General features: G+C 65.4%; 21 protein-coding genes. 3 read left to right on the top strand and 18 right to left on the bottom strand.

The features are described 5' to 3' along the window. Positions 1-162: 162 nt before the first annotated feature. From U4Y88_RS18435 to U4Y88_RS18455, 5 genes are all read right to left on the bottom strand, one after another. Positions 163-801, bottom strand: a complete 639-nt coding sequence (locus U4Y88_RS18435) for an SCO family protein (RefSeq protein ID WP_224010327.1) — start codon at positions 799-801, stop codon at positions 163-165. A 4-nt stretch (positions 802-805) separates the two neighbouring features. After that, the gene (cyoE, locus tag U4Y88_RS18440; RefSeq protein WP_224010325.1) at positions 806-1,711 is read right to left on the bottom strand and encodes a heme o synthase; all 906 of its coding nucleotides are present in this window, start codon (positions 1,709-1,711) and stop codon (positions 806-808) included. Between the two features lie 9 nt (positions 1,712-1,720). Continuing rightward, positions 1,721-2,830: a COX15/CtaA family protein gene (locus tag U4Y88_RS18445; RefSeq protein WP_321785577.1), complete on the bottom strand. Its 1,110-nt coding sequence runs from the start codon at positions 2,828-2,830 to the stop codon at positions 1,721-1,723. Between the two features lie 40 nt (positions 2,831-2,870). Beyond that, entirely contained in the window at positions 2,871-3,524 is a 654-nt protein-coding gene (locus tag U4Y88_RS18450; protein ID WP_321785578.1) for a cytochrome C oxidase subunit I, read from the bottom strand. A gap of 108 nt (positions 3,525-3,632) precedes the next feature. Next, positions 3,633-4,379 (bottom strand): SURF1 family protein, encoded by a 747-nt coding sequence (locus U4Y88_RS18455; protein ID WP_321785580.1) that lies wholly within the window; start codon positions 4,377-4,379, stop codon positions 3,633-3,635. A gap of 114 nt (positions 4,380-4,493) precedes the next feature. Between U4Y88_RS18455 and U4Y88_RS18460 the strand changes: the two genes are divergently transcribed. Next, the gene (locus U4Y88_RS18460) at positions 4,494-4,703 is read left to right on the top strand and encodes a twin transmembrane helix small protein (RefSeq protein WP_028201826.1); all 210 of its coding nucleotides are present in this window, start codon (positions 4,494-4,496) and stop codon (positions 4,701-4,703) included. A 137-nt stretch (positions 4,704-4,840) separates the two neighbouring features. Here the strand turns inward: U4Y88_RS18460 and U4Y88_RS18465 are convergent, their stop codons facing one another. The 8 genes from U4Y88_RS18465 to U4Y88_RS18500 form a co-directional block, all read right to left on the bottom strand. After that, positions 4,841-5,698, bottom strand: coding sequence for a cytochrome c oxidase subunit 3 (locus U4Y88_RS18465; RefSeq protein ID WP_224010316.1), 858 nt, complete (start codon positions 5,696-5,698; stop codon positions 4,841-4,843). 130 nt (positions 5,699-5,828) lie between these two features. Further along, positions 5,829-6,050 carry a DUF2970 domain-containing protein gene (locus U4Y88_RS18470; protein ID WP_224010315.1) on the bottom strand — a complete coding sequence of 74 codons (222 nt, stop codon included), beginning with the start codon at positions 6,048-6,050 and terminating at the stop codon, positions 5,829-5,831. 43 nt (positions 6,051-6,093) lie between these two features. Further along, positions 6,094-6,675 carry a cytochrome c oxidase assembly protein gene (locus U4Y88_RS18475; protein ID WP_224010313.1) on the bottom strand — a complete coding sequence of 194 codons (582 nt, stop codon included), beginning with the start codon at positions 6,673-6,675 and terminating at the stop codon, positions 6,094-6,096. A gap of 39 nt (positions 6,676-6,714) precedes the next feature. Continuing rightward, positions 6,715-6,855, bottom strand: coding sequence for a cytochrome oxidase small assembly protein (locus tag U4Y88_RS18480; RefSeq protein ID WP_224010485.1), 141 nt, complete (start codon positions 6,853-6,855; stop codon positions 6,715-6,717). Positions 6,856-7,028: 173 nt separating this feature from the next. Further along, the gene (gene ctaD / locus U4Y88_RS18485) at positions 7,029-8,639 is read right to left on the bottom strand and encodes a cytochrome c oxidase subunit I (protein WP_224010311.1); all 1,611 of its coding nucleotides are present in this window, start codon (positions 8,637-8,639) and stop codon (positions 7,029-7,031) included. A gap of 144 nt (positions 8,640-8,783) precedes the next feature. Beyond that, on the bottom strand, positions 8,784-10,433 hold the full coding sequence (gene coxB, locus U4Y88_RS18490) for a cytochrome c oxidase subunit II (protein WP_224010309.1): 1,650 nt from the start codon (positions 10,431-10,433) through the stop codon (positions 8,784-8,786). Between the two features lie 93 nt (positions 10,434-10,526). Further along, positions 10,527-11,006, bottom strand: a complete 480-nt coding sequence (locus U4Y88_RS18495; protein WP_224010307.1) for a DUF2244 domain-containing protein — start codon at positions 11,004-11,006, stop codon at positions 10,527-10,529. Between the two features lie 263 nt (positions 11,007-11,269). Next, on the bottom strand, positions 11,270-12,268 hold the full coding sequence (locus U4Y88_RS18500) for a methyltransferase domain-containing protein (RefSeq protein WP_321785582.1): 999 nt from the start codon (positions 12,266-12,268) through the stop codon (positions 11,270-11,272). A gap of 174 nt (positions 12,269-12,442) precedes the next feature. Here U4Y88_RS18500 and U4Y88_RS18505 point away from each other — a divergent pair, with 174 nt between their 5' ends. Both U4Y88_RS18505 and trmL read left to right on the top strand, forming a co-directional pair. After that, complete coding sequence (locus tag U4Y88_RS18505; protein WP_321785839.1) at positions 12,443-13,261, top strand: ComF family protein; 819 nt, start codon at positions 12,443-12,445, stop codon at positions 13,259-13,261. Between the two features lie 67 nt (positions 13,262-13,328). Further along, positions 13,329-13,799, top strand: coding sequence for a tRNA (uridine(34)/cytosine(34)/5-carboxymethylaminomethyluridine(34)-2'-O)-methyltransferase TrmL (gene trmL / locus U4Y88_RS18510; RefSeq protein ID WP_065062125.1), 471 nt, complete (start codon positions 13,329-13,331; stop codon positions 13,797-13,799). A gap of 23 nt (positions 13,800-13,822) precedes the next feature. On the opposite strand, the gene U4Y88_RS18515 is transcribed toward trmL, so the two are convergent. The 5 genes from U4Y88_RS18515 to U4Y88_RS18535 form a co-directional block, all read right to left on the bottom strand. Then, on the bottom strand, positions 13,823-14,347 hold the full coding sequence (locus tag U4Y88_RS18515) for an O-acetyl-ADP-ribose deacetylase (protein WP_310630732.1): 525 nt from the start codon (positions 14,345-14,347) through the stop codon (positions 13,823-13,825). Positions 14,348-14,461: 114 nt separating this feature from the next. Further along, positions 14,462-15,460, bottom strand: coding sequence for an NAD(P)H-dependent glycerol-3-phosphate dehydrogenase (locus U4Y88_RS18520; protein WP_224010304.1), 999 nt, complete (start codon positions 15,458-15,460; stop codon positions 14,462-14,464). 45 nt (positions 15,461-15,505) lie between these two features. Then, the gene (gene secB / locus U4Y88_RS18525) at positions 15,506-15,973 is read right to left on the bottom strand and encodes a protein-export chaperone SecB (RefSeq protein ID WP_065062119.1); all 468 of its coding nucleotides are present in this window, start codon (positions 15,971-15,973) and stop codon (positions 15,506-15,508) included. Between the two features lie 221 nt (positions 15,974-16,194). Then, a complete protein-coding gene (gene grxC, locus U4Y88_RS18530) occupies positions 16,195-16,458 on the bottom strand; it encodes a glutaredoxin 3 (protein ID WP_205996396.1) in 264 nt (87 codons plus the stop codon). Then, the gene (locus U4Y88_RS18535) at positions 16,455-16,880 is read right to left on the bottom strand and encodes a rhodanese-like domain-containing protein (RefSeq protein ID WP_224010303.1); all 426 of its coding nucleotides are present in this window, start codon (positions 16,878-16,880) and stop codon (positions 16,455-16,457) included. Before U4Y88_RS18535 ends, grxC begins: the two co-directional genes overlap by 4 nt. Positions 16,881-16,982 lie beyond the last annotated feature (102 nt).

A 16,982-nucleotide genomic window follows, 5' to 3' on the forward strand; every position in this document is an offset into this window, starting at 1 on the left:
GTCACGGCGCCGATCGCGGCGGCGTCATGCGCCGCGCGTCCGCGCAGTCATAAATGATCCCATATGATGGCCGCCCCGCGAAATAAAGAAATCGCATACGGGTATGCCGGTGGCGCCAGTCGGTGCAACCGCGCGCCGTGTCCGGCATCGGCGAAGACGTGCTCAGCTATTGATATCGAGCAGGATCTTCAGGTCGTGGAGCCACGGCGTGACGCCCTGGCCGTCGCGCGCGAAGAGGCGCAGCTTGCCCGTGGTGTCGAACACATAGCTCGCCGCCGTGTGGTCCATCGTGTAGTTGTCGGGCGAGGTGCCCGGCACCTTCGCGTAGTAGACGCGGAAGTCCTTCGTGATCTGCTTGAGCTGCTCGTCGTTGGCCGGGCGCAGCGCGATGAAGGTCGGATCGAAGGCGGTGACGTACTGGCTCAGGATCTCGGGCGTGTCGCGTTGCGGATCGACGCTCACGAAAATCACCTGCACGCGCTTCGCGGCATCGGGCCCCAGCTGCTGGAGCGCCTGCGACAGCTCGGCCATCGTGGTCGGGCAGACGTCCGGGCAATGCGTGTAGCCGAAGAACAGCACGACCGCCTTGCCCTTGAAGTCGGCGAGCGTGCGCGTCTTGCCGTGCGAATCGGGCAGCGAGAAGTCCTTGCCGAACTGCGTGTTGCCCGTGATGTCGAGATTCGAGAACGACGGCGGCTGCTGGCCGCATCCTTCGAGCGCGAGCGTGCCGCCCACGAGAGCGGTCGCCGCGAACGCGACGACCGTGGCGCGCGCGAGGCGCGCAAGCGAAGTGCGGACCATCGCGTTACGCCCCGATGAGTGCGTGCACGTAATGATCGACGAGCAGCGCGACGAACAGCAGCGAGAGATAGATGATCGAGTAACGGAACATCGCGCGCGCGAGGTCGTCCGAGTACTCGACATAGATGCGCCAGGCGTAGGCCAGGAAGATCGCGCCGAGCAGCACGCCCGACACCAGATACAGCAGGCCGCTCATGCCCGAGATATAGGGCATCAACGTAACCGCGAACAGGATCACCGAGTACAGCAGGATGTGCAGGCGCGTGTACTTCTCGCCGTGCGTATTCGGCAGCATCGGCAGGCCGGCGTTCTCGTAGTCCTTGCGGCGATACAGCGCGAGCGCCCAGAAGTGCGGCGGCGTCCAGACGAAGATGATCAGCACGAGAATCCAGGCGTCGCCGGGCACGTGGCCGGTGACCGCCGCCCAGCCCAGCGCGGGCGGCATGGCGCCGGAAGCGCCGCCGATCACGATGTTCTGCGGCGTGGCCGGCTTGAGCAGCAGCGTGTAGATGATCGCGTAACCGATGAAGGTCGCGACCGTCAGCCACATCGTGAGCGGATTCGTGAAGGTGTAGAGCACCCACATGCCCAGGCCGCCGATCACGGCCGAGAACAACAGGATCTGGCGGCTCGTGATCTCGCCGCGCGCCGACGGACGCCACGACGTGCGGCGCATGCGCGCGTCCACTTTTTGTTCGACGAGACAGTTAATCGCGAAGGCTGCGCCGGCCGTCAGCCAGATGCCGACGGTACCGCCGATCAACTGCTTCCAGGGCACCATGCCCGGCACAGCGAGGAACATGCCGATGACCGCGCAGAACACGGCCAATTGGGTGACGCGCGGCTTCGTGAGGGCGAGATACTGCGATACGCGGCTGCCGGGCGACTGGGGGAGGGTTGTACTTTCCATAGGGCGGGATCACACCGCAGCGGTGTCGCGCGCAGGGAGAACGGCGCGGCCGGGGCGGCTACAAGCAATTCGAAAGTTTAGCACGACGAGCAAAAGCAGCAGGATCGCCGCGCCACCGTTGTGAGCCACCGCGACAGGCAGAGGCCATTGCAGGACGATGTTAGAAAGTCCTGTCAGAAACTGGATCGCGACCACGATCAGAACCCAGTTAGCGGGGCGGCGCAACGAGGCATAGCGCCGCATTTTCAAGGCGAACCCTACCAGATACGCGATCACGACGAACGCGAACGTGCGATGCGTCCAGTGGATCGCCACCAGCGCGTCCTGGGTGATGACGTCGCCGTTGCCGTCCATGCCGAGCGCGCGCCAGAGGTGGAAGCCGTGATGGAAATCCATCGGCGGAATCCACGCGCCGTTGCAGGTCGGGAAGTCGGTGCAGGCGAGCACCGCGTAGTTCGTGCTGACCCAGCCGCCCAGCGCGATCTGCGCGATCAGCAGCACGAGGCCGATCAGCGCGGCGGCGCGCCAGCGCGCGGCGTCGGGCTCGTAAGCGGGCAGCGGCGTCATGCGCGCGGCGAGCCACGCGAGCGCGCCGAGCAGCGTGAGGCCCAGCATCAAATGCGTGGTGACGATGATCGGCTGCAGCTTCATCGTCACGGTCCAGGCGCCGAACACGCCCTGCACGACGATCAGCCCGAGCAGCGCCGTGGGCCACCACGGCGAGACATGCAGCGGCATGCGCTTGATGCGCGCGCGCCAGGCGATGGCCGTCTGCGCGATGATCAGCACGCCGATCGCCATCGCGAAGTAACGGTGAATCATCTCGATCCACGCCTTCGACATGCTGACGGGACCGGTGGGCATCGCCAGATGCGCCGCCGCGATCTGCGCGTGCGCGATGAACGGCGACGAGGTGCCGTAGCAGCCGGGCCAGTCGGGGCAGCCGAGGCCCGAATCGGTGAGGCGCGTGAAACCGCCGAACATGACGAGGTCGAGCGTCATGAACGTCGTGAGCCACACGAGCTTGCGAAACTTGTTGTCGTCGGCCTTCACCCAGACCCACGAGAGCGGCAGCAACGCGATGCACAGGCCGATCAGGCCCAGCTCCAGGATAAACATCTTTCTCTTACTCTTCTCTGTCAGACTCGCGCTGCGCACCTTAACCGATGCGGGACCACTTGAGGAGCTTAGTGACGTCTTGTTTGATCTTTGACGGATCCGGCTGGGCCGGGAATCGCATCATCAGATTGCCGTTCGGATCGACCAGATAGATGTGGTCGGTGTCCTTCGTGGTGTCGGTGGCAGGCAGCCACGCGGCCACCGCGACCGGATCGGCGCGCACTATGCGCGTATCCGCGTAGGCCTGCTTGACCTTGTCGGGCACGTTCGCGTCGTCGGTGCGCAGAAACACCGTGACGATGCGCTCGCGCTCCGCGCCCTGGGTCGCGCGCACCTGGCGCATGAAATAGAGCTTCTGCGCGCAGGCGTCGCTGCACGCGCCGCCGTCCACCGTGAGCATCAGCCAGCGGCCGCGCAGCGAGGCGAGCGGCACTTCGCGGCCGTCGTCGCCGGTCACCATCAGCGCGGACGGAATCGTGCGCTGCGGCTCGATCAGCGTGCCGTAGCTCGTGCTGCCGCCCTTCGGCTTGATCACGTAGTACGTGAAATACGAAATGGCGATGGGCGCGCCGCAGATGAGCGCGATGAACAGCAGCATCCAGCGTCCGCGTTGCCACGAACCTTTCTGCTGACCGTTGCCGCCGCGCGCGCCTTGGCGCGCGAGCTGCGATGTATCGGGGGTGTGCGTCGACACGACTTGAACCTCGTTGTTGTCGCTTCCAGTTTGTCCTGCGCTGACGTGCGGCAGCGCGCTTTCCCAAGACCGGCTTCACGGGGCGCGATGCGGTCGCGCCCGGGATGCTCAGGCGTCCTTCGTGCTCTGCATCGGGCCTTGCGTGCGCTCTTTTGTCGCAGCCCGGCGCGCCGCGTACAACCCGAATCCGAACGCCGCGGCCGCCATGCCCCACCACTGGAGCATGTAACCGTAGTTGCGTTCGACGTCGGTGGCGGGCGCCGGCCAGTCGCGCACGAGGCCGTCCTTGAGGGGCGGCACGAAGGCGGTCTGCTGGATCACGAAGGGTTGCAGCGGCAATCCGGTTTCGGCCGCGTAGGAAGCGACGCCGAGATTCTGCCGTATCTTCTGATGCGCTGCAGAGCCGCCGGCACCCAGTTCGTACGCGCGCGAGGCGTCCGCACGCGCGATGCCTTCCACCGTGACCGTGCCCGCGGGCGTGTCATAGGGCGCGATCGTCTCGCGGTTCTCGATGCTGCGCGGCAGCCAGCCGCGATTCACGAGCACCACGCCGCCGCCTTCGAGTTTAAGCGGCATCACGACGTAAAAGCCTGGCTGTTCGTTATAGGGACGATTGTCGAGATACACCACGCGCTCGGGCAAAAACGTGCCGGTCGCGCGCATCCGGTGAAACTGGACGTCCTTGAGCGCGAGCAGCGCCGCGCCCACGGTTTGCGGGCTCGCGTTTTCGTATTGCGTGATCTGCGCCTGGAGCGCCTCCTTCTGATGCGCGCGGTCGCGCTGCCAGAAGCCGAGCCGGATCGTCACGGCCATCACGATCAGGATGAGCAGCGCGGGCACGAGGCGGATTTTCATCGGGCACGTCCGATGCGTGAAATACCGGTGATCGCCGCGATCGAACCCCACCCGGCAATACGCGGTGCCATAATGAGACGGGCGTTTTCAGTCATGCCAACTTCCGTGAACTTCATGCACATCCTGGTCCCTGTTGCGTTCGCGCTGATCATCGCCAGCATGATCTCGGCGCTCTACTTCATGATGCACGACCGGGGCCGCACCAAGCGCATGGTCTGGTCGCTCGCCACCCGCGTCGGCCTCTCGATCTCGCTGTTTCTCTTCATCCTCTTCGCACACTGGATGGGCTGGATTCAGTCCACCGGCATTCCGTACGGCCGCTAATTCGCGCACGCGTTTCCAGCTCGATCGTCAGTTCATCAAACTCAGTGCTTCAAAGACAAAAACGCCGCGCCGACGAGGTCGGAGCGGCGTCTGCATGCTGTTGTTCGCCGCGAAGCGCGCGTCCCGCGCGGCGTGTGTCAGAGCCAGTACACGACGACGTAGAGACCCAGCCACACCACGTCCACGAAGTGCCAGTACCACGCCGCGCCCTCGAACGCGAAGTGATGCTCCGCCGTGAAGTGACCGCGAATCATGCGGATCAGCACCACGGTCAGCATCGTTCCGCCGAGGAAGACGTGGAAGCCGTGGAAGCCCGTGAGCAGGAAGAACGTCGAACCGTAGATGCCCGAGGCGAGCGTGAGGTTCAGTTCGCCATAAGCGTGGATGTACTCGAACGCCTGCAGGAACAGGAAGCACAACCCCAGCACGATCGTGGCCGCGAGCCACGCGATGGCCTTGGTGCGATGGTTCTCGCGCAGCGCGTGGTGCGAGACCGTGAGCGTCGCGCCCGACGAGAGCAGCAGCGCGGTGTTGATGGTCGGCACCGGCCACGGCGTCATCGAGCGGAAGTGCGAGACCAGCGCCGCCGGACCGTTGTTCGGCCACACCGCCGCGAAGTCCGGCCAGATCAGCTTGTAGTCGAGGCTGCCGAGCTGGTGCAGCGCGATCTGGCGCGCGTAGAACAGCGCGCCGAAGAATGCGCCGAAGAACATCACCTCGGAGAAGATGAACCAGCTCATGCTCCATCGGTACGACACGTCGACGCGCTTGCCGTACATGCCGCCCTCCGACTCGGCGATGGCGTCGCCGAACCAGTGATAGAGCGTGAACAGCACCCACAGCAATCCGATCACGACGCCGATCGGCGCCCACGAATCGCCGTTGATCCACGACGCGAGCGAGGCGAGCATGACCAGAAGGCCGACGGCCGCGCTGATCGGATGCCGCGACGGGTGCGGAATGAAGTAGTACGGGCTATCGTTTTGGCCGCTCATGCCTGATTCTCCAATTTCCAGTTGCTCCGGCCGCAGCCGGCTGTATGTCTCTCGTTGTGCTTCTTGTTTGCTGCGTTGTCTGCTCTCTCGCGCACCTTTTCGACCGCTTTCCCCAATACGTCGCGCGGCTTCAACCCACCACCGCGTGCACGATCAGCAACAGCACGACGATGAACAGCACCGCGCCGATGATGCCCGCCGCGATCAGCGCCGCCGGGTGCAGTTGCGCGGCATCGGCTTCGAGGTCCGCGCGCTTGCGCACGCCGAGGAACGACCACGCGACCGCCTTCACGAGCTGCATGAAACCGCCCTTCTTCGCGCTGCCTTCGCCGTTCGTGCCGTGTCCGTTCATGGGCGCTTCACCGCATCCGTGCTGAGTGATCGTCGCGCCGGGCTCACGCGCCCGCCGCCTGCTTCGGCGCAGCCGGCACCGCCGGCTTGTTCAGCTCGAAGAACGTGTACGACAGCGTGATCGTCTTCACATCCTTAGGCAGCTTCGGGTCGATCACGAACACCACCGGCATGCGCTTCGTTTCGTTCGCCTTCAAGGTCTGCTGCGTGAAGCAGAAGCACTCGATCTTGCGGAAATACTCGGTTGCCTGCTTCGGCGCGTAGCTCGGAATCGCCTGCGCGTCGATCGTGCGTCCTTCGTTGTTCGAAATGTCGTACATCACGGTCATGACCTCGCCCGGATGCACGTCGATGCTGCGCTGCTCGGGACGGAAGCCGAGCAGCCCGCGCGCATTCGCGTCGAGCTCGATCGACACCGTGCGCGTCATGTCGACCTGCGTGTTGCGCGCCTCGCGTTCGGTGGCGTCGCGCTGCACGAGATTGTTGATGCCGGTGATCTGGCAGATCGCGCGATACATCGGCACCAGCGCGAAGCCGAAACCGAACATCAACAGCGCGACCACGACGAGCTTCACGAGCATCGATCGGTTGAACGCGCGGTCGTTATCGGCATGCTGCGTGGACATCGAACTTCCTCTTGCGGTAAGACGGCTCGTGCCCCGGCGTCAGTGGCCGGCGAAATACACCTGCTTGACGACGCCGGCCAGAAAGAAGGCCGCGACGATCGCCAGCAGCACGAGGCCGAGCCGACGGTTGCCCGCGCGAATCTGTTCGGGCGTGCGTCTTTTGTCTGAATTGCGGGTCATGCTCGCGCCAGGGTTGGCCGGGTCCAGCTCGGTCATCGTGATGCGCATCGTGAATCGCTCCTCGTTGCGTGCTGCGATGAAAACCGCACAAAGACCGCGGCGTGTTTAGCGGATCGGCGTGATCGCCTCGCGTCGTGCCCGGCACGCGCCGGACACGGGAGGCGAAACGCGGCTTACTCGACCGTCGGCGGATTCTCGAAGGTGTGGAACGGCGCCGGGCTCGGCACGGTCCATTCGAGGCCGGTCGCGCCGTCCCACGGCTTGTCGCCGGCGGGTTCCAGATCGCCGCCGCCGCGATACACGGGCAGCGCCACGAAGAACAGGAAGTACACCTGCGACAGCCCGAAGCCGAATGCGCCGATCGTGATCACCTGGTTCCAGTCGGTGAACTGGGCCGGATAGTCCGCATAGCGGCGCGGCATCCCGGCGAGGCCGACGAAGTGCATCGGCAGGAACGCGAGGTTGAAGAAGAACAGCGAGCACCAGAAGTGGATCTTGCCGCGCATCTCGTTGTACATCCAGCCAGTCCATTTTGGCGACCAGTAGTACCACCCTGAGAACAGCGCGAATAAGGACCCCGCCACCAGCACGTAGTGGAAGTGCGCCACCACGAAATAAGTCCCGTGATACTGGATGTCGAGCGGCGCCATCGCGAGCATCAGGCCCGAGAGGCCGCCGAACGTGAACACGATCAGAAAGCCCACGGCCCACAGCATCGGCGTTTCGAAGGTCAGCGAGCCGCGCCACATGGTGGCGACCCAGTTGAACACCTTCACGCCCGTCGGCACCGCGATCAGCATCGTCGCGTACATGAAGAACAGCTGGCCCGTGACCGGCATGCCGGTGGCGAACATGTGGTGCGCCCAGACCATGAACGAGAGAATCGCGATCGACGCCGTGGCGTACACCATCGAGCTATAGCCGAACAGCGGCTTGCGCGAGAACGCCGGAATCACCTGCGACACGATCCCGAACGCCGGCAAGATCATGATGTAGACCTCGGGGTGGCCGAAGAACCAGAAGATGTGCTGGTACATGACCGGGTCGCCGCCGCCCGCCGCGTTGAAGAAGCTCGTGCCGAAGTGGCGGTCGAACAGCAGCATCGTGATCGCGCCCGCGAGCACCGGCATCACGGCGATCAGCAGGTAGGCGGTGATCAGCCACGTCCACGCGAACATCGGCATCTTCATGAGCGTCATGCCCGGCGCGCGCATGTTCAGGATCGTCACGACGATGTTGATGCCGCCCATGATCGACGAAGCACCCATGATGTGGACTGCGAAAATCGCGAAGTCCATGCCGGGGCCCATCTGCGTGGAGAGCGGCGCGTAGAGCGTCCAGCCCGCGGCCGTCGCGCCGCCGGGCGCGAAGAACGAGCCGACCAGCAGACACGCGGCGGCCGGCAGCAGCCAGAAGCTGAAGTTGTTCATGCGCGCGAACGCCATGTCCGAGGCGCCGATCTGCAGCGGCACCATCCAGTTCGCGAAGCCCACGAAGGCCGGCATGATCGCGCCGAACACCATGATCAGGCCGTGCATGGTGGTGAGCTGGTTGAAGAACTCGGGGCGCATGATCTGCAATCCGGGTTCGAACAGCTCCGCGCGGATGCCGAGCGCCATCACGCCGCCCGACAGGAACATCACGAACGAGAACAGCAGATACAGCGTTCCGATGTCCTTGTGATTGGTGGCCAGCAGCCAGCGCCGCCAGCCGTGCGGCGTCTCGTGCGCGTGGTCGCCATGCACGTGGCCGTGCCCCGCTACATCGTGTCCGATGCTCGACATGAGTCTCTCCTGAAGCGAATTGCTTTGCGTCTCTTACTGCAGTTTGGTCAGGGCGTGCGTAGGCCCGCTCGTACTGCGTACTGCGCGTTCTTTTGAATTCTTATGGACTGCTTGCCGTCGCGGCCGTGTGGCCGGCCGCGCGGCTCAAGCTGCCGGGCTGATCGCCACGCGGCGCGCCTCTTTCGGATCGGCGCCGCCAGTGACGGTTTCCGGCTTCTTCATGATGATGTGGTCTTCGGCGATACCGGCTGCCTTCAGCGCGTCGCGCACGGCTTGCGCGCGATGCTTGGCGAGTTCGGCGTTCGCGTCGGCCTTGCCGCTCGCGTCGGTGTAGCCCGAGAGCGTGAACTTCGCGTCCGGGTGCGCCTTCGCATAGTCGGCGGCGGCCTGGATGGCGTCTTTCGCGTCGGCGGGCAGCGTGCTCTTGCCCACTTCGAAGTAGACGTTCGCGGGCAGCGATGCGCTGCTTTGCGCCGCGCCCGAAGCCTGATCCGCGCCGCTCGCGGCGGCTTGATCGGCGCCCGAGGCAGCCGATGCGGCTTCCGCACCCGAAGCGCCCGCTGCGCCCGACGCACCTGCGGCACCCGCCGCGGCCGTCGCGCCGCCTTCGGGCAGCTTGCCGTTGCGCGCGTCGGCGACCTGACGCGGTTGCAGGAGGTCGCCCATGTGGTTGCCCCACGTATTGCGCTCGTACGTGACGACCGAGGCGATCTCCACGTCGTTGAGCGTGGGCGCCCACGACGGCATCGCGTTCTTGCCGTGCAGCACGATACTCACGTGCTCGGCGATCGGACCGTTCGCGACCTTGCTGCCGTCGAGCGCGGGAAACGCGCCCGCGCCCTTGCCGGTCGGCTGGTGGCACACGGCGCAGTTGGCCGCGTAGACCTTCTCGCCGCGCTCCTTGAGCTCGGCCATCGTGTAGGTCTTGTTCGGGTCGTCGTTGGCGGCGGACATCTTCGCCTTCTGCGTCTGCACCCACTTCGCGTAGTCGTCGTCGGACAGCACTTCGACCACGACCGGCATGTACGCGTGTTCCTTGCCGCACAGCTCGGTGCAGAAGCCGCGATAGGTGCCCGTCTTCTCGGCCTTGAACCACGTGTCGCGCACGAAGCCCGGAATCGCGTCCTGCTTCACGCCGAACGCGGGCACGTACCACGAGTGGACCACGTCGTTGGCGGTCGTGATCACGCGGATCTTCTTGTTGACCGGCACCACGAGCGGGTTGTCGACTTCCTGCAGATAGGTGTCGGTGATCGGCGCGTGGCCGTTCACTTCGGCGCGCGGCGTGGTGAGCGTCGAGAGGAAGCTGATGCCCTCGCCCGGCCCCTTCACGTAGTCGTAGCCCCACTTCCACTGATAGCCGGTGACCTTCACGGTGAGGTCGGCGTTGGACGTGTCCTTCATCGCCACGACGGCTTTCGTCGCCGGCAGCGCCATCAGCACGACGATCACGAACGGCACCACCGTCCAGATGATTTCGACGGTCGTGCTCTCGTGGAAATGCGCGGCCTGATGGCCCTTCGATTTGCGGTGCGCAAAGATCGAATAGAACATGACGCCGAACACGCCGATGAAAATCACCGTGCACAGGATCAGCATCATCGTATGGAGGCTGTAGAGCTCTTCTGCGATGCGCGTGACGGGCGGCTGGAGATTGATCTCGTTGACCGCTGGACCGCCCGGAACGTCTCCGACTGCGAGTGCCGCGCCCGCGACCAGAAGTCCGCTGCACGCGAGCACGCCCTGTAGGGCTCGCTTGATTGTTTTCATAGCTTCCTTACCCATAATTTCCATTCAAACCCTCGACCCCGCAGGAAGGTTTCGCAATCAGGTCGCGCCCTGGGGCGCTCGCGCCGCGACTCGCAAAACGACGCGGCACGCATGAACTCAACCCGCGCGCGCAAGCCACGCACGCAGTTCCCGCGCGAACTGCGCACGCCGATACTGCGGCAGATGCAACCCGACAGCGACCGCCTGGCCGCGGGACACGAGACGCACCGGATCGCGTGGGGTCGCGCCCGGCTCGACCCGGACCCAGCGGGGATTGAATTCGAACTGGGTGAGCGCGTTGGCGCTCATCTGCTCGATCACCAGCCGGTTCGGATATAGCCTGATACGTTCGTAATCGACAGCATGGCGCGCATAGATGGCGAAGGCGCCCCCAACTACCAACAGATCGATTCCAGTGAACGGCAAAACCAGCCAGGCGCCGTGGATCAACAGCAGAACGGCGATCGCGATGGAGACCAGCGCCAGCGACACATAGAACAACACGAATTGCCTGGGCGAAACCGAACAATTGCGCTTCATGGTCCAGTCTTGCAGGACCGGCTCCGCCGAACTCGCCAGCAGATCAGATGTCTGCATCGCTCGCTTCCCCCACTGCAACATCCTCAGACTATCGCCGCTTTGCGCCTTACACAACTGCGGGAGATCTGGACTTGCCGTGTCGGATTTGGGGTCTGTCCGTGCAACAAGCTGACGCATTATAGGCGCGAACCCCAGCCCTCACAAGCAAGCCCCGATCTGCCTAAAACCCTTACCAGACGGCACTTCCAGCGATTTTTCAACAAAATTTCGGGGGCTTTTCAGGCGCTAATTTCAGGCATAACGAAAGCCCCCTTACCACGTCAGCGATTCCTTGTCGGACCGCGTCCGATATCTTCGATCCGCACGATCCCGTGGCCTTCCGCAGTCGTGCGCGGGACGGCCTTCCAGGCGTGTCCGTAGATGATCTCGAAGGTGAGCGGGATGGTCCCGGCGTTCGGCCCGTCCTTCAGGCGGCGCGCCTCCAGTGCCTCCAGCAACGCGCGATACAGCTTGCGCGGCGCGAGCTTCCCGGCATCCGACGCCTCCGTGCCGAACGCTTCCGAACCAAACGGATAAGCGCCCCAGCGGCGCACATCGGCGAGCAGTTTCTCCGGCGACTTGTAGGTGACGGTGAGCGTCTCCTGGTCCATCACCGGAATCTCGAAGCCGTTTTCGACCAGCATGTCGCCGAGATCGTGCATGTCGACGAAATCGATCACGTGCGGCTGCGTGGGCACGCCGTGCGCGGCCTCGACTTCGGCATAGGCGCCGCGCAGCTCCTTGAGCGTGTCGGGGCCGAGCGTGCTGAACATCAGCAGGCCGTTCACCTTGAGCACGCGCTGCCATTCGCCGAACACGAGGTCCGGGCGCGGATGCCAGTGCAGCGCGAGGTTCGACCAGAGCAGCTCGAACGCGCCGTGCGCGAACGGCAGTTCGGCGAAATCGGCCTGCGCGAAACGCGGACCGCGTGCGCCGAGCGCCCGGCCGATCGAGGCGGGAAGGAAGCGGCGCCAGCTGGTGTCGCCGGCGTCGTGCGCGCAGGCGCGCTCGAGCATGGCAAACGAGAGGTCGGCGCCGAATACCGGCGCTTCGGGGAAGCGCTCGCGCAGATTCGGGAGGTCGTCACCGGGGCCGCAGCCCAGGTCGAGCACGGCTGCGGGGCTCACCTTGATGTAGTCGAGGCGCTCGCGCATGCGGCTCGCGATTTCACGCGGCAGGAACGCAACCTCGTCGAACGCCGCCGCGCGACGATCGAAAATCCGCTGCACATGGCGCGGATCATAGGCCGGACGGCCGGGTCTGGGGTGAGACGGGGACATGTCGGTCGTATTGGCGAAGTCTGCGAAGTATACTCGCTCACTCCCATCCTTTCAGTTCACGAGCCCGCTTCGGGCCGCCCTTCGATGCCGCCGCCGCCCGCTTCGACGTCCCCTTCGACGTCTCTTGAGTCGCCCGCCTGGCGACGCGCCTGTGTCTGGAGCCGATTTCAGGCCCTGCCGCGCGTCTGTCAGAGCGTGCGAGCGCGTTGGCCGCGGCTCGCCCACTTCGTGCTGCCCAATCCGTGCCCATTATGCGGCAATTTGACGCGAGGCAGTTTCAGCGTGTCCGGCGCTTCCAGCGTGCGCAGCGTGCTCTGCGAAGGGTGCGATGCCGCGTACTGGAACGAAGCGCGGCTGCGCTGCGCGGTCTGCGCGCTGCCGCTGGCGAGCGCCCGGCGCACGAAGAACACGGCGGACGCGGCGGACGGGACACGCGGCCGGTATTGTTGTGACGCTTGCGTGAAAACCCCGCCCGCGTTCGACGCGACGCTCGCGCTCGCCGACTATCGCGCGCCGCTCGACGGTCTCGCGCGCGGGCTGAAGTTCCGCGCACGGCTTGCGCTGGGTGAAGAATTCGCGCGGCGGCTCGCGCTCGCCGCCGAAGACGCGCTCGACGTCGACTCGAACCCGGATGTGCCCGACCTGATCGTGCCCGTCCCGCTCTCGCGCGAGCGCCTGATCGAGCGCGGCTACAACCAGGCGTGGCTGATCGCGAAGCCGCTGGCCCGCGCGCTCGGCACGCGCGCCAGCGCCACACTGCTGCGCCGCACGCTGCACACGGCGCCGCAATCGAAGCTCGACCGCGAAACGCGCCGCCGCAACGTGGGCCGCGCGTTCGCACTGACGCGGGCCGATCTGCGCGGCCTGCACCTCGGCGTGGTCGACGACGTGATGACCTCGGGCGCCACGCTCGACGCCCTCGCCCACACGCTCAAGGCCGCGGGCGCGCGGCGCGTGACGAATTTCGTCGCGCTTCGGACGCCGAAGGACTGAGCGCTCACGGCTCGCCATCCGCATCGTTTTTATCGTCTTTTACTGTCTTTTCACGAGTTTCATCATCATGTTCAACGTCGTTCTCGTCGAACCGGAAATCCCGCCGAACACCGGCAACGTCATTCGCCTGTGCGCCAACACGGGCGCGCGGCTGCATCTGATCGAGCCGCTCGGCTTCCCGCTCGACGACACGAAGATGCGCCGCGCGGGCCTCGACTATCACGAATACGCGCAGATGCACGTGCACGCCAACTGGGACGCGTTCGTCGCGAAGGAAACGCCCGATCCGGCGCGCATGTTCGCGTTCACCACGCGCGGCTCGGGCCGCTTTCACGATCACGCGTTCCTGCCCGGCGACTGGTTCGTGTTCGGCGCGGAGACGCGCGGCCTGCCCGACGGCGTGCTGGAGCGCTTCGCGCCCGAACAGCGCGTGCGTCTGCCGATGCGGCCTGGCAACCGCAGCCTGAACCTCTCGAACACCGTCGCGGTGGTGGTGTTCGAGGCGTGGCGTCAGGCCGGTTTCGAAGGCGGGGAATAAGGACGGATCGATCGAATGCGTGCTTATTGAGCACGCAATTCGCGCGCATACCGCGCGAGCATCGCGTCGTCGAAGCACGCGAAAATCACGCGGTCGAGCGCCGGATACGCGGGCAAGGCGTCGATCACGGTTGCGACCGCAATCGTCACCGCTTCGTCGGGCGGGAATCGATACACGCCGCAGCTGATCGCCGGAAACGCGATGCTCGTCACGCCCGCGTCTCGCGCGACGTCGAGCGAGCGCCGGTAGCACGAAGCGAGCAGAAACGCCTCGTCGCGCGCGCCGCCGTTCCAGACCGGGCCGACGGTGTGAATCACGTGTTTCGCGGGAAGCCGGTAGCCGGCGGTGAGTTTGGCGTCGCCGGTCGGGCAGCCGTGCAGCGTCTCGCACTCGCGCAGCAGATCGGGGCCGGCCGCGCGGTGGATCGCGCCGTCCACGCCGCCGCCGCCGAGCAGCGAGGTGTTGGCGGCGTTCACGATGGCATCGACGGCGAGCGTCGTGATGTCCACGACCCGCGCCTCCAGCGTGCAATGTCCGATGGTGAGCATGACGGTCCTCCTTGCGCGATCACGCGCAACGTTGCGCATTCACGGCGAAGGCGCAACACACCACGCGCCCCGCGCCGCACGCAAATCGGCGCATGAATCATGCGCCGCTCCGGACTACTCCGCCTTCGCGTCGCGCCTGAGCAGGGCGCTCACGGCGTCGCGCGGCGCCACGCCGTCGAACAGCACGGCGCATACCGCCTCGGTGATCGGCATGTCGATCTGATGCGCGCGCGCGATCGCCAGCACGGCGCGCGCGCAGCGCACGCCTTCGGCCACATGGCCGAGCGCGCCGAGAATGTCGTCGAGCGTGCGCCCGCTCGCCAGCTGCTTGCCGACGGTGCGGTTGCGCGAGAGGTCGCCGGTGGCGGTGAGGATGAGGTCGCCGAGGCCCGTGAGACCGGTAAAGGTTTCCGCGCGGCCGCCGAGCGTGACGCCCAGACGGGTCATTTCCGCGAGCCCGCGCGTGATGAGCGCGGCGCGCGCGTTCAGGCCCAGCCCGAGACCGTCGGAAATACCGGTGGCGATCGCCAGCACGTTCTTGACCGCGCCGCCCACTTCCACGCCCACGACGTCGTCGCCGGTATAGATGCGCATCGCGCGGTGATGGAACGCGGCCAGCGTGCGCTCGCGGCAGTCGGCCGAAGTACTCGCGACCGTGAGCGCGACGGGCAGGCCCTCGGCCACTTCGCGCGCGAAGCTCGGGCCGGACAGCACGCCGTTGCTCGCGTGCTCGGGCAATTCCGCCGCCACGACCTGATGCGGCATCAGTTGCGAGCCGGCGTCGAAGCCTTTGCAGAGCCAGACGAAATGCGCGGGCACGCGGCCCAGGTCGCGCATCGTGCGCAGCATGTCGCTCAGGCCCGCCACGGGCGTGCCGAGCACGACGAGATCGGCCTCGCCCGCGCCGTGGTCGAGCGCGGCGGCGAGGTCGGTTTCGTACTGAAGAGATTCAGGCAGCGAGACGCCCGCGAGATAGCGGGCGTTCTCGTGCGTTTTGCGCAGGGCGTCGACGAGCGCGCCATCGCGCGCCCACAACACCGTGTCATGCGCCTGGGCCAGATGCCCTGCCAGCGCGGTGCCCCACGCTCCGGCGCCGAGAACGGCGACTTTCATTCCGATACTCCGCACCGGTTGGTTCGATCAGCGATCAAAAAACGATTAATGCGTGGCGTTGCTGGCGCCGTCCTGCTGCTGCGCGATCTGCTGCAGGCGTTGCTCGTAGAGCGCCTGGAAGTTGATCTCGGCGAGATGGATCGGCGGGAAGCCCGCACGCGTGATCGCGTCGGCGATGTTCGAGCGCAGGTACGGGAACAGGATGGTCGGGCAAGCGATGCCGACGAGCGGATCGACCTGTTCAGCCGGGATGTTGCGGATGTCGAAAATGCCGGCCTGCTTGGCTTCGATCAGGAACGCAACCTTGTCCTTGACCTTGGCGGTGACCGTGCCGGTGACGAGAATCTCGAACACCGATTCCGCGAGGCGCTCGGCCTTGACGTCGACTTCCACTTCCACCGACGGCATGTCCTGCTCAAGGAAGATGGCCGGCGAGTTCGGCTGCTCGAGCGACAGGTCCTTGAGGTAGATGCGCTGGATGTTGAAGAACGGCTGGTTATTCTCGTCAGACATGGTGTTTGGCTTCCTGATTGATTGAACTGCGGCTGCACAGTATCGCAAGGTCTCGCAATGATGCGAGCCTGCACGGCGCAGCCGCACTGAGCAGCAACAAACGACAACACGCCCGCGCGAACCGTTTCGGCTCGCGCGGGCGAAACCTGGGGCGCTTTTACCGCGCCCAAGCCGCCCTTTCGGGGCGGCGGATGCATCGGACCGACGTTCAGCCCGAAAAATCAGGCCGTGGCTTCGAGCAGCGGCATCAGGCCGCCGGCACGATCGAGCGCGGAGAGGTCATCGTAACCGCCCACGTGCGTCTCGCCGATATAGACCTGCGGCACCGTGCGACGGCCGGTGCGCGTCATCATTTCTTCACGGCGCGCCGGATCCCGGTCGATCAGCACCTTCTCGATGTGTTCGACGCCGCGCGACTTTAAAAGACGTTCGGCCATCTGGCAATACGGGCACACCTGGGTGCTGTACATGACCACCTTGTTCACTTCGAACCTCCTTGTTTCACGACCGGCATACCGGCCTGCTGCCAGGCGTTCACGCCGCCGTCCAGCACGTGGACTTCGGCAAAACCGGCTTCTTTCACAAGGCTTGCGGCCTTGTTCGAGTGCTGGCCCGTCTGGCAGACCAGCAGCACCGGGTTGCTCTTGTTTTTCACGAGCTGGCCGATCTTGCCTTGCAGCTCGCCCACCGGCAGGTGACGGGCAGCGGGCAGATGGCCCTTCGCGAACTCTTCGGCCGAACGCACGTCGATCACTACCGCGTTGCGGCGGTTGATCATCTGCGTGGCTTCGGCGGCTGAAATACCGCCGCGGCCGCCGCGCTTGAGCGTCGGCCACAGGAGCAACCCTCCTGAGATGAGGACGATCGCGATGAGAACAAGGTTGATGTAATTGGTGAAGAACGTCACGGAGGGGCCGCCGGGAAAAAGAGAAATCGTGGGAAATCGAGTTCGGACAATCCGCTCATTATAAAATAACCGTTTGTCGCAGGGTTGACGCCCCCAGCCCGG

Origin of the sequence: Paraburkholderia sp. J94 (assembly GCF_905220285.1) — a bacterium.
Classification (GTDB): Bacteria; Pseudomonadota; Gammaproteobacteria; order Burkholderiales; family Burkholderiaceae; genus Paraburkholderia; species Paraburkholderia tropica_A.

Coding starts and splice junctions, on each gene's coding strand:
- U4Y88_RS18435 (WP_224010327.1), bottom strand. CDS start 801: ATGGTCCGCACTTCGCTTGCGCGCCTCGCGCGCGCCACGGTCGTCGCG.
- cyoE (WP_224010325.1), bottom strand. CDS start 1,711: ATGGAAAGTACAACCCTCCCCCAGTCGCCCGGCAGCCGCGTATCGCAG.
- U4Y88_RS18445 (WP_321785577.1), bottom strand. CDS start 2,830: ATGTTTATCCTGGAGCTGGGCCTGATCGGCCTGTGCATCGCGTTGCTG.
- U4Y88_RS18455 (WP_321785580.1), bottom strand. CDS start 4,379: ATGAAAATCCGCCTCGTGCCCGCGCTGCTCATCCTGATCGTGATGGCC.
- U4Y88_RS18460 (WP_028201826.1), top strand. CDS start 4,494: ATGCACATCCTGGTCCCTGTTGCGTTCGCGCTGATCATCGCCAGCATG.
- U4Y88_RS18465 (WP_224010316.1), bottom strand. CDS start 5,698: ATGAGCGGCCAAAACGATAGCCCGTACTACTTCATTCCGCACCCGTCG.
- U4Y88_RS18470 (WP_224010315.1), bottom strand. CDS start 6,050: ATGAACGGACACGGCACGAACGGCGAAGGCAGCGCGAAGAAGGGCGGT.
- U4Y88_RS18475 (WP_224010313.1), bottom strand. CDS start 6,675: ATGTCCACGCAGCATGCCGATAACGACCGCGCGTTCAACCGATCGATG.
- U4Y88_RS18480 (WP_224010485.1), bottom strand. CDS start 6,855: ATGACCCGCAATTCAGACAAAAGACGCACGCCCGAACAGATTCGCGCG.
- ctaD (WP_224010311.1), bottom strand. CDS start 8,639: ATGTCGAGCATCGGACACGATGTAGCGGGGCACGGCCACGTGCATGGC.
- coxB (WP_224010309.1), bottom strand. CDS start 10,433: ATGGAAATTATGGGTAAGGAAGCTATGAAAACAATCAAGCGAGCCCTA.
- U4Y88_RS18495 (WP_224010307.1), bottom strand. CDS start 11,006: ATGCAGACATCTGATCTGCTGGCGAGTTCGGCGGAGCCGGTCCTGCAA.
- U4Y88_RS18500 (WP_321785582.1), bottom strand. CDS start 12,268: ATGTCCCCGTCTCACCCCAGACCCGGCCGTCCGGCCTATGATCCGCGC.
- trmL (WP_065062125.1), top strand. CDS start 13,329: ATGTTCAACGTCGTTCTCGTCGAACCGGAAATCCCGCCGAACACCGGC.
- U4Y88_RS18515 (WP_310630732.1), bottom strand. CDS start 14,347: ATGCTCACCATCGGACATTGCACGCTGGAGGCGCGGGTCGTGGACATC.
- U4Y88_RS18520 (WP_224010304.1), bottom strand. CDS start 15,460: ATGAAAGTCGCCGTTCTCGGCGCCGGAGCGTGGGGCACCGCGCTGGCA.
- secB (WP_065062119.1), bottom strand. CDS start 15,973: ATGTCTGACGAGAATAACCAGCCGTTCTTCAACATCCAGCGCATCTAC.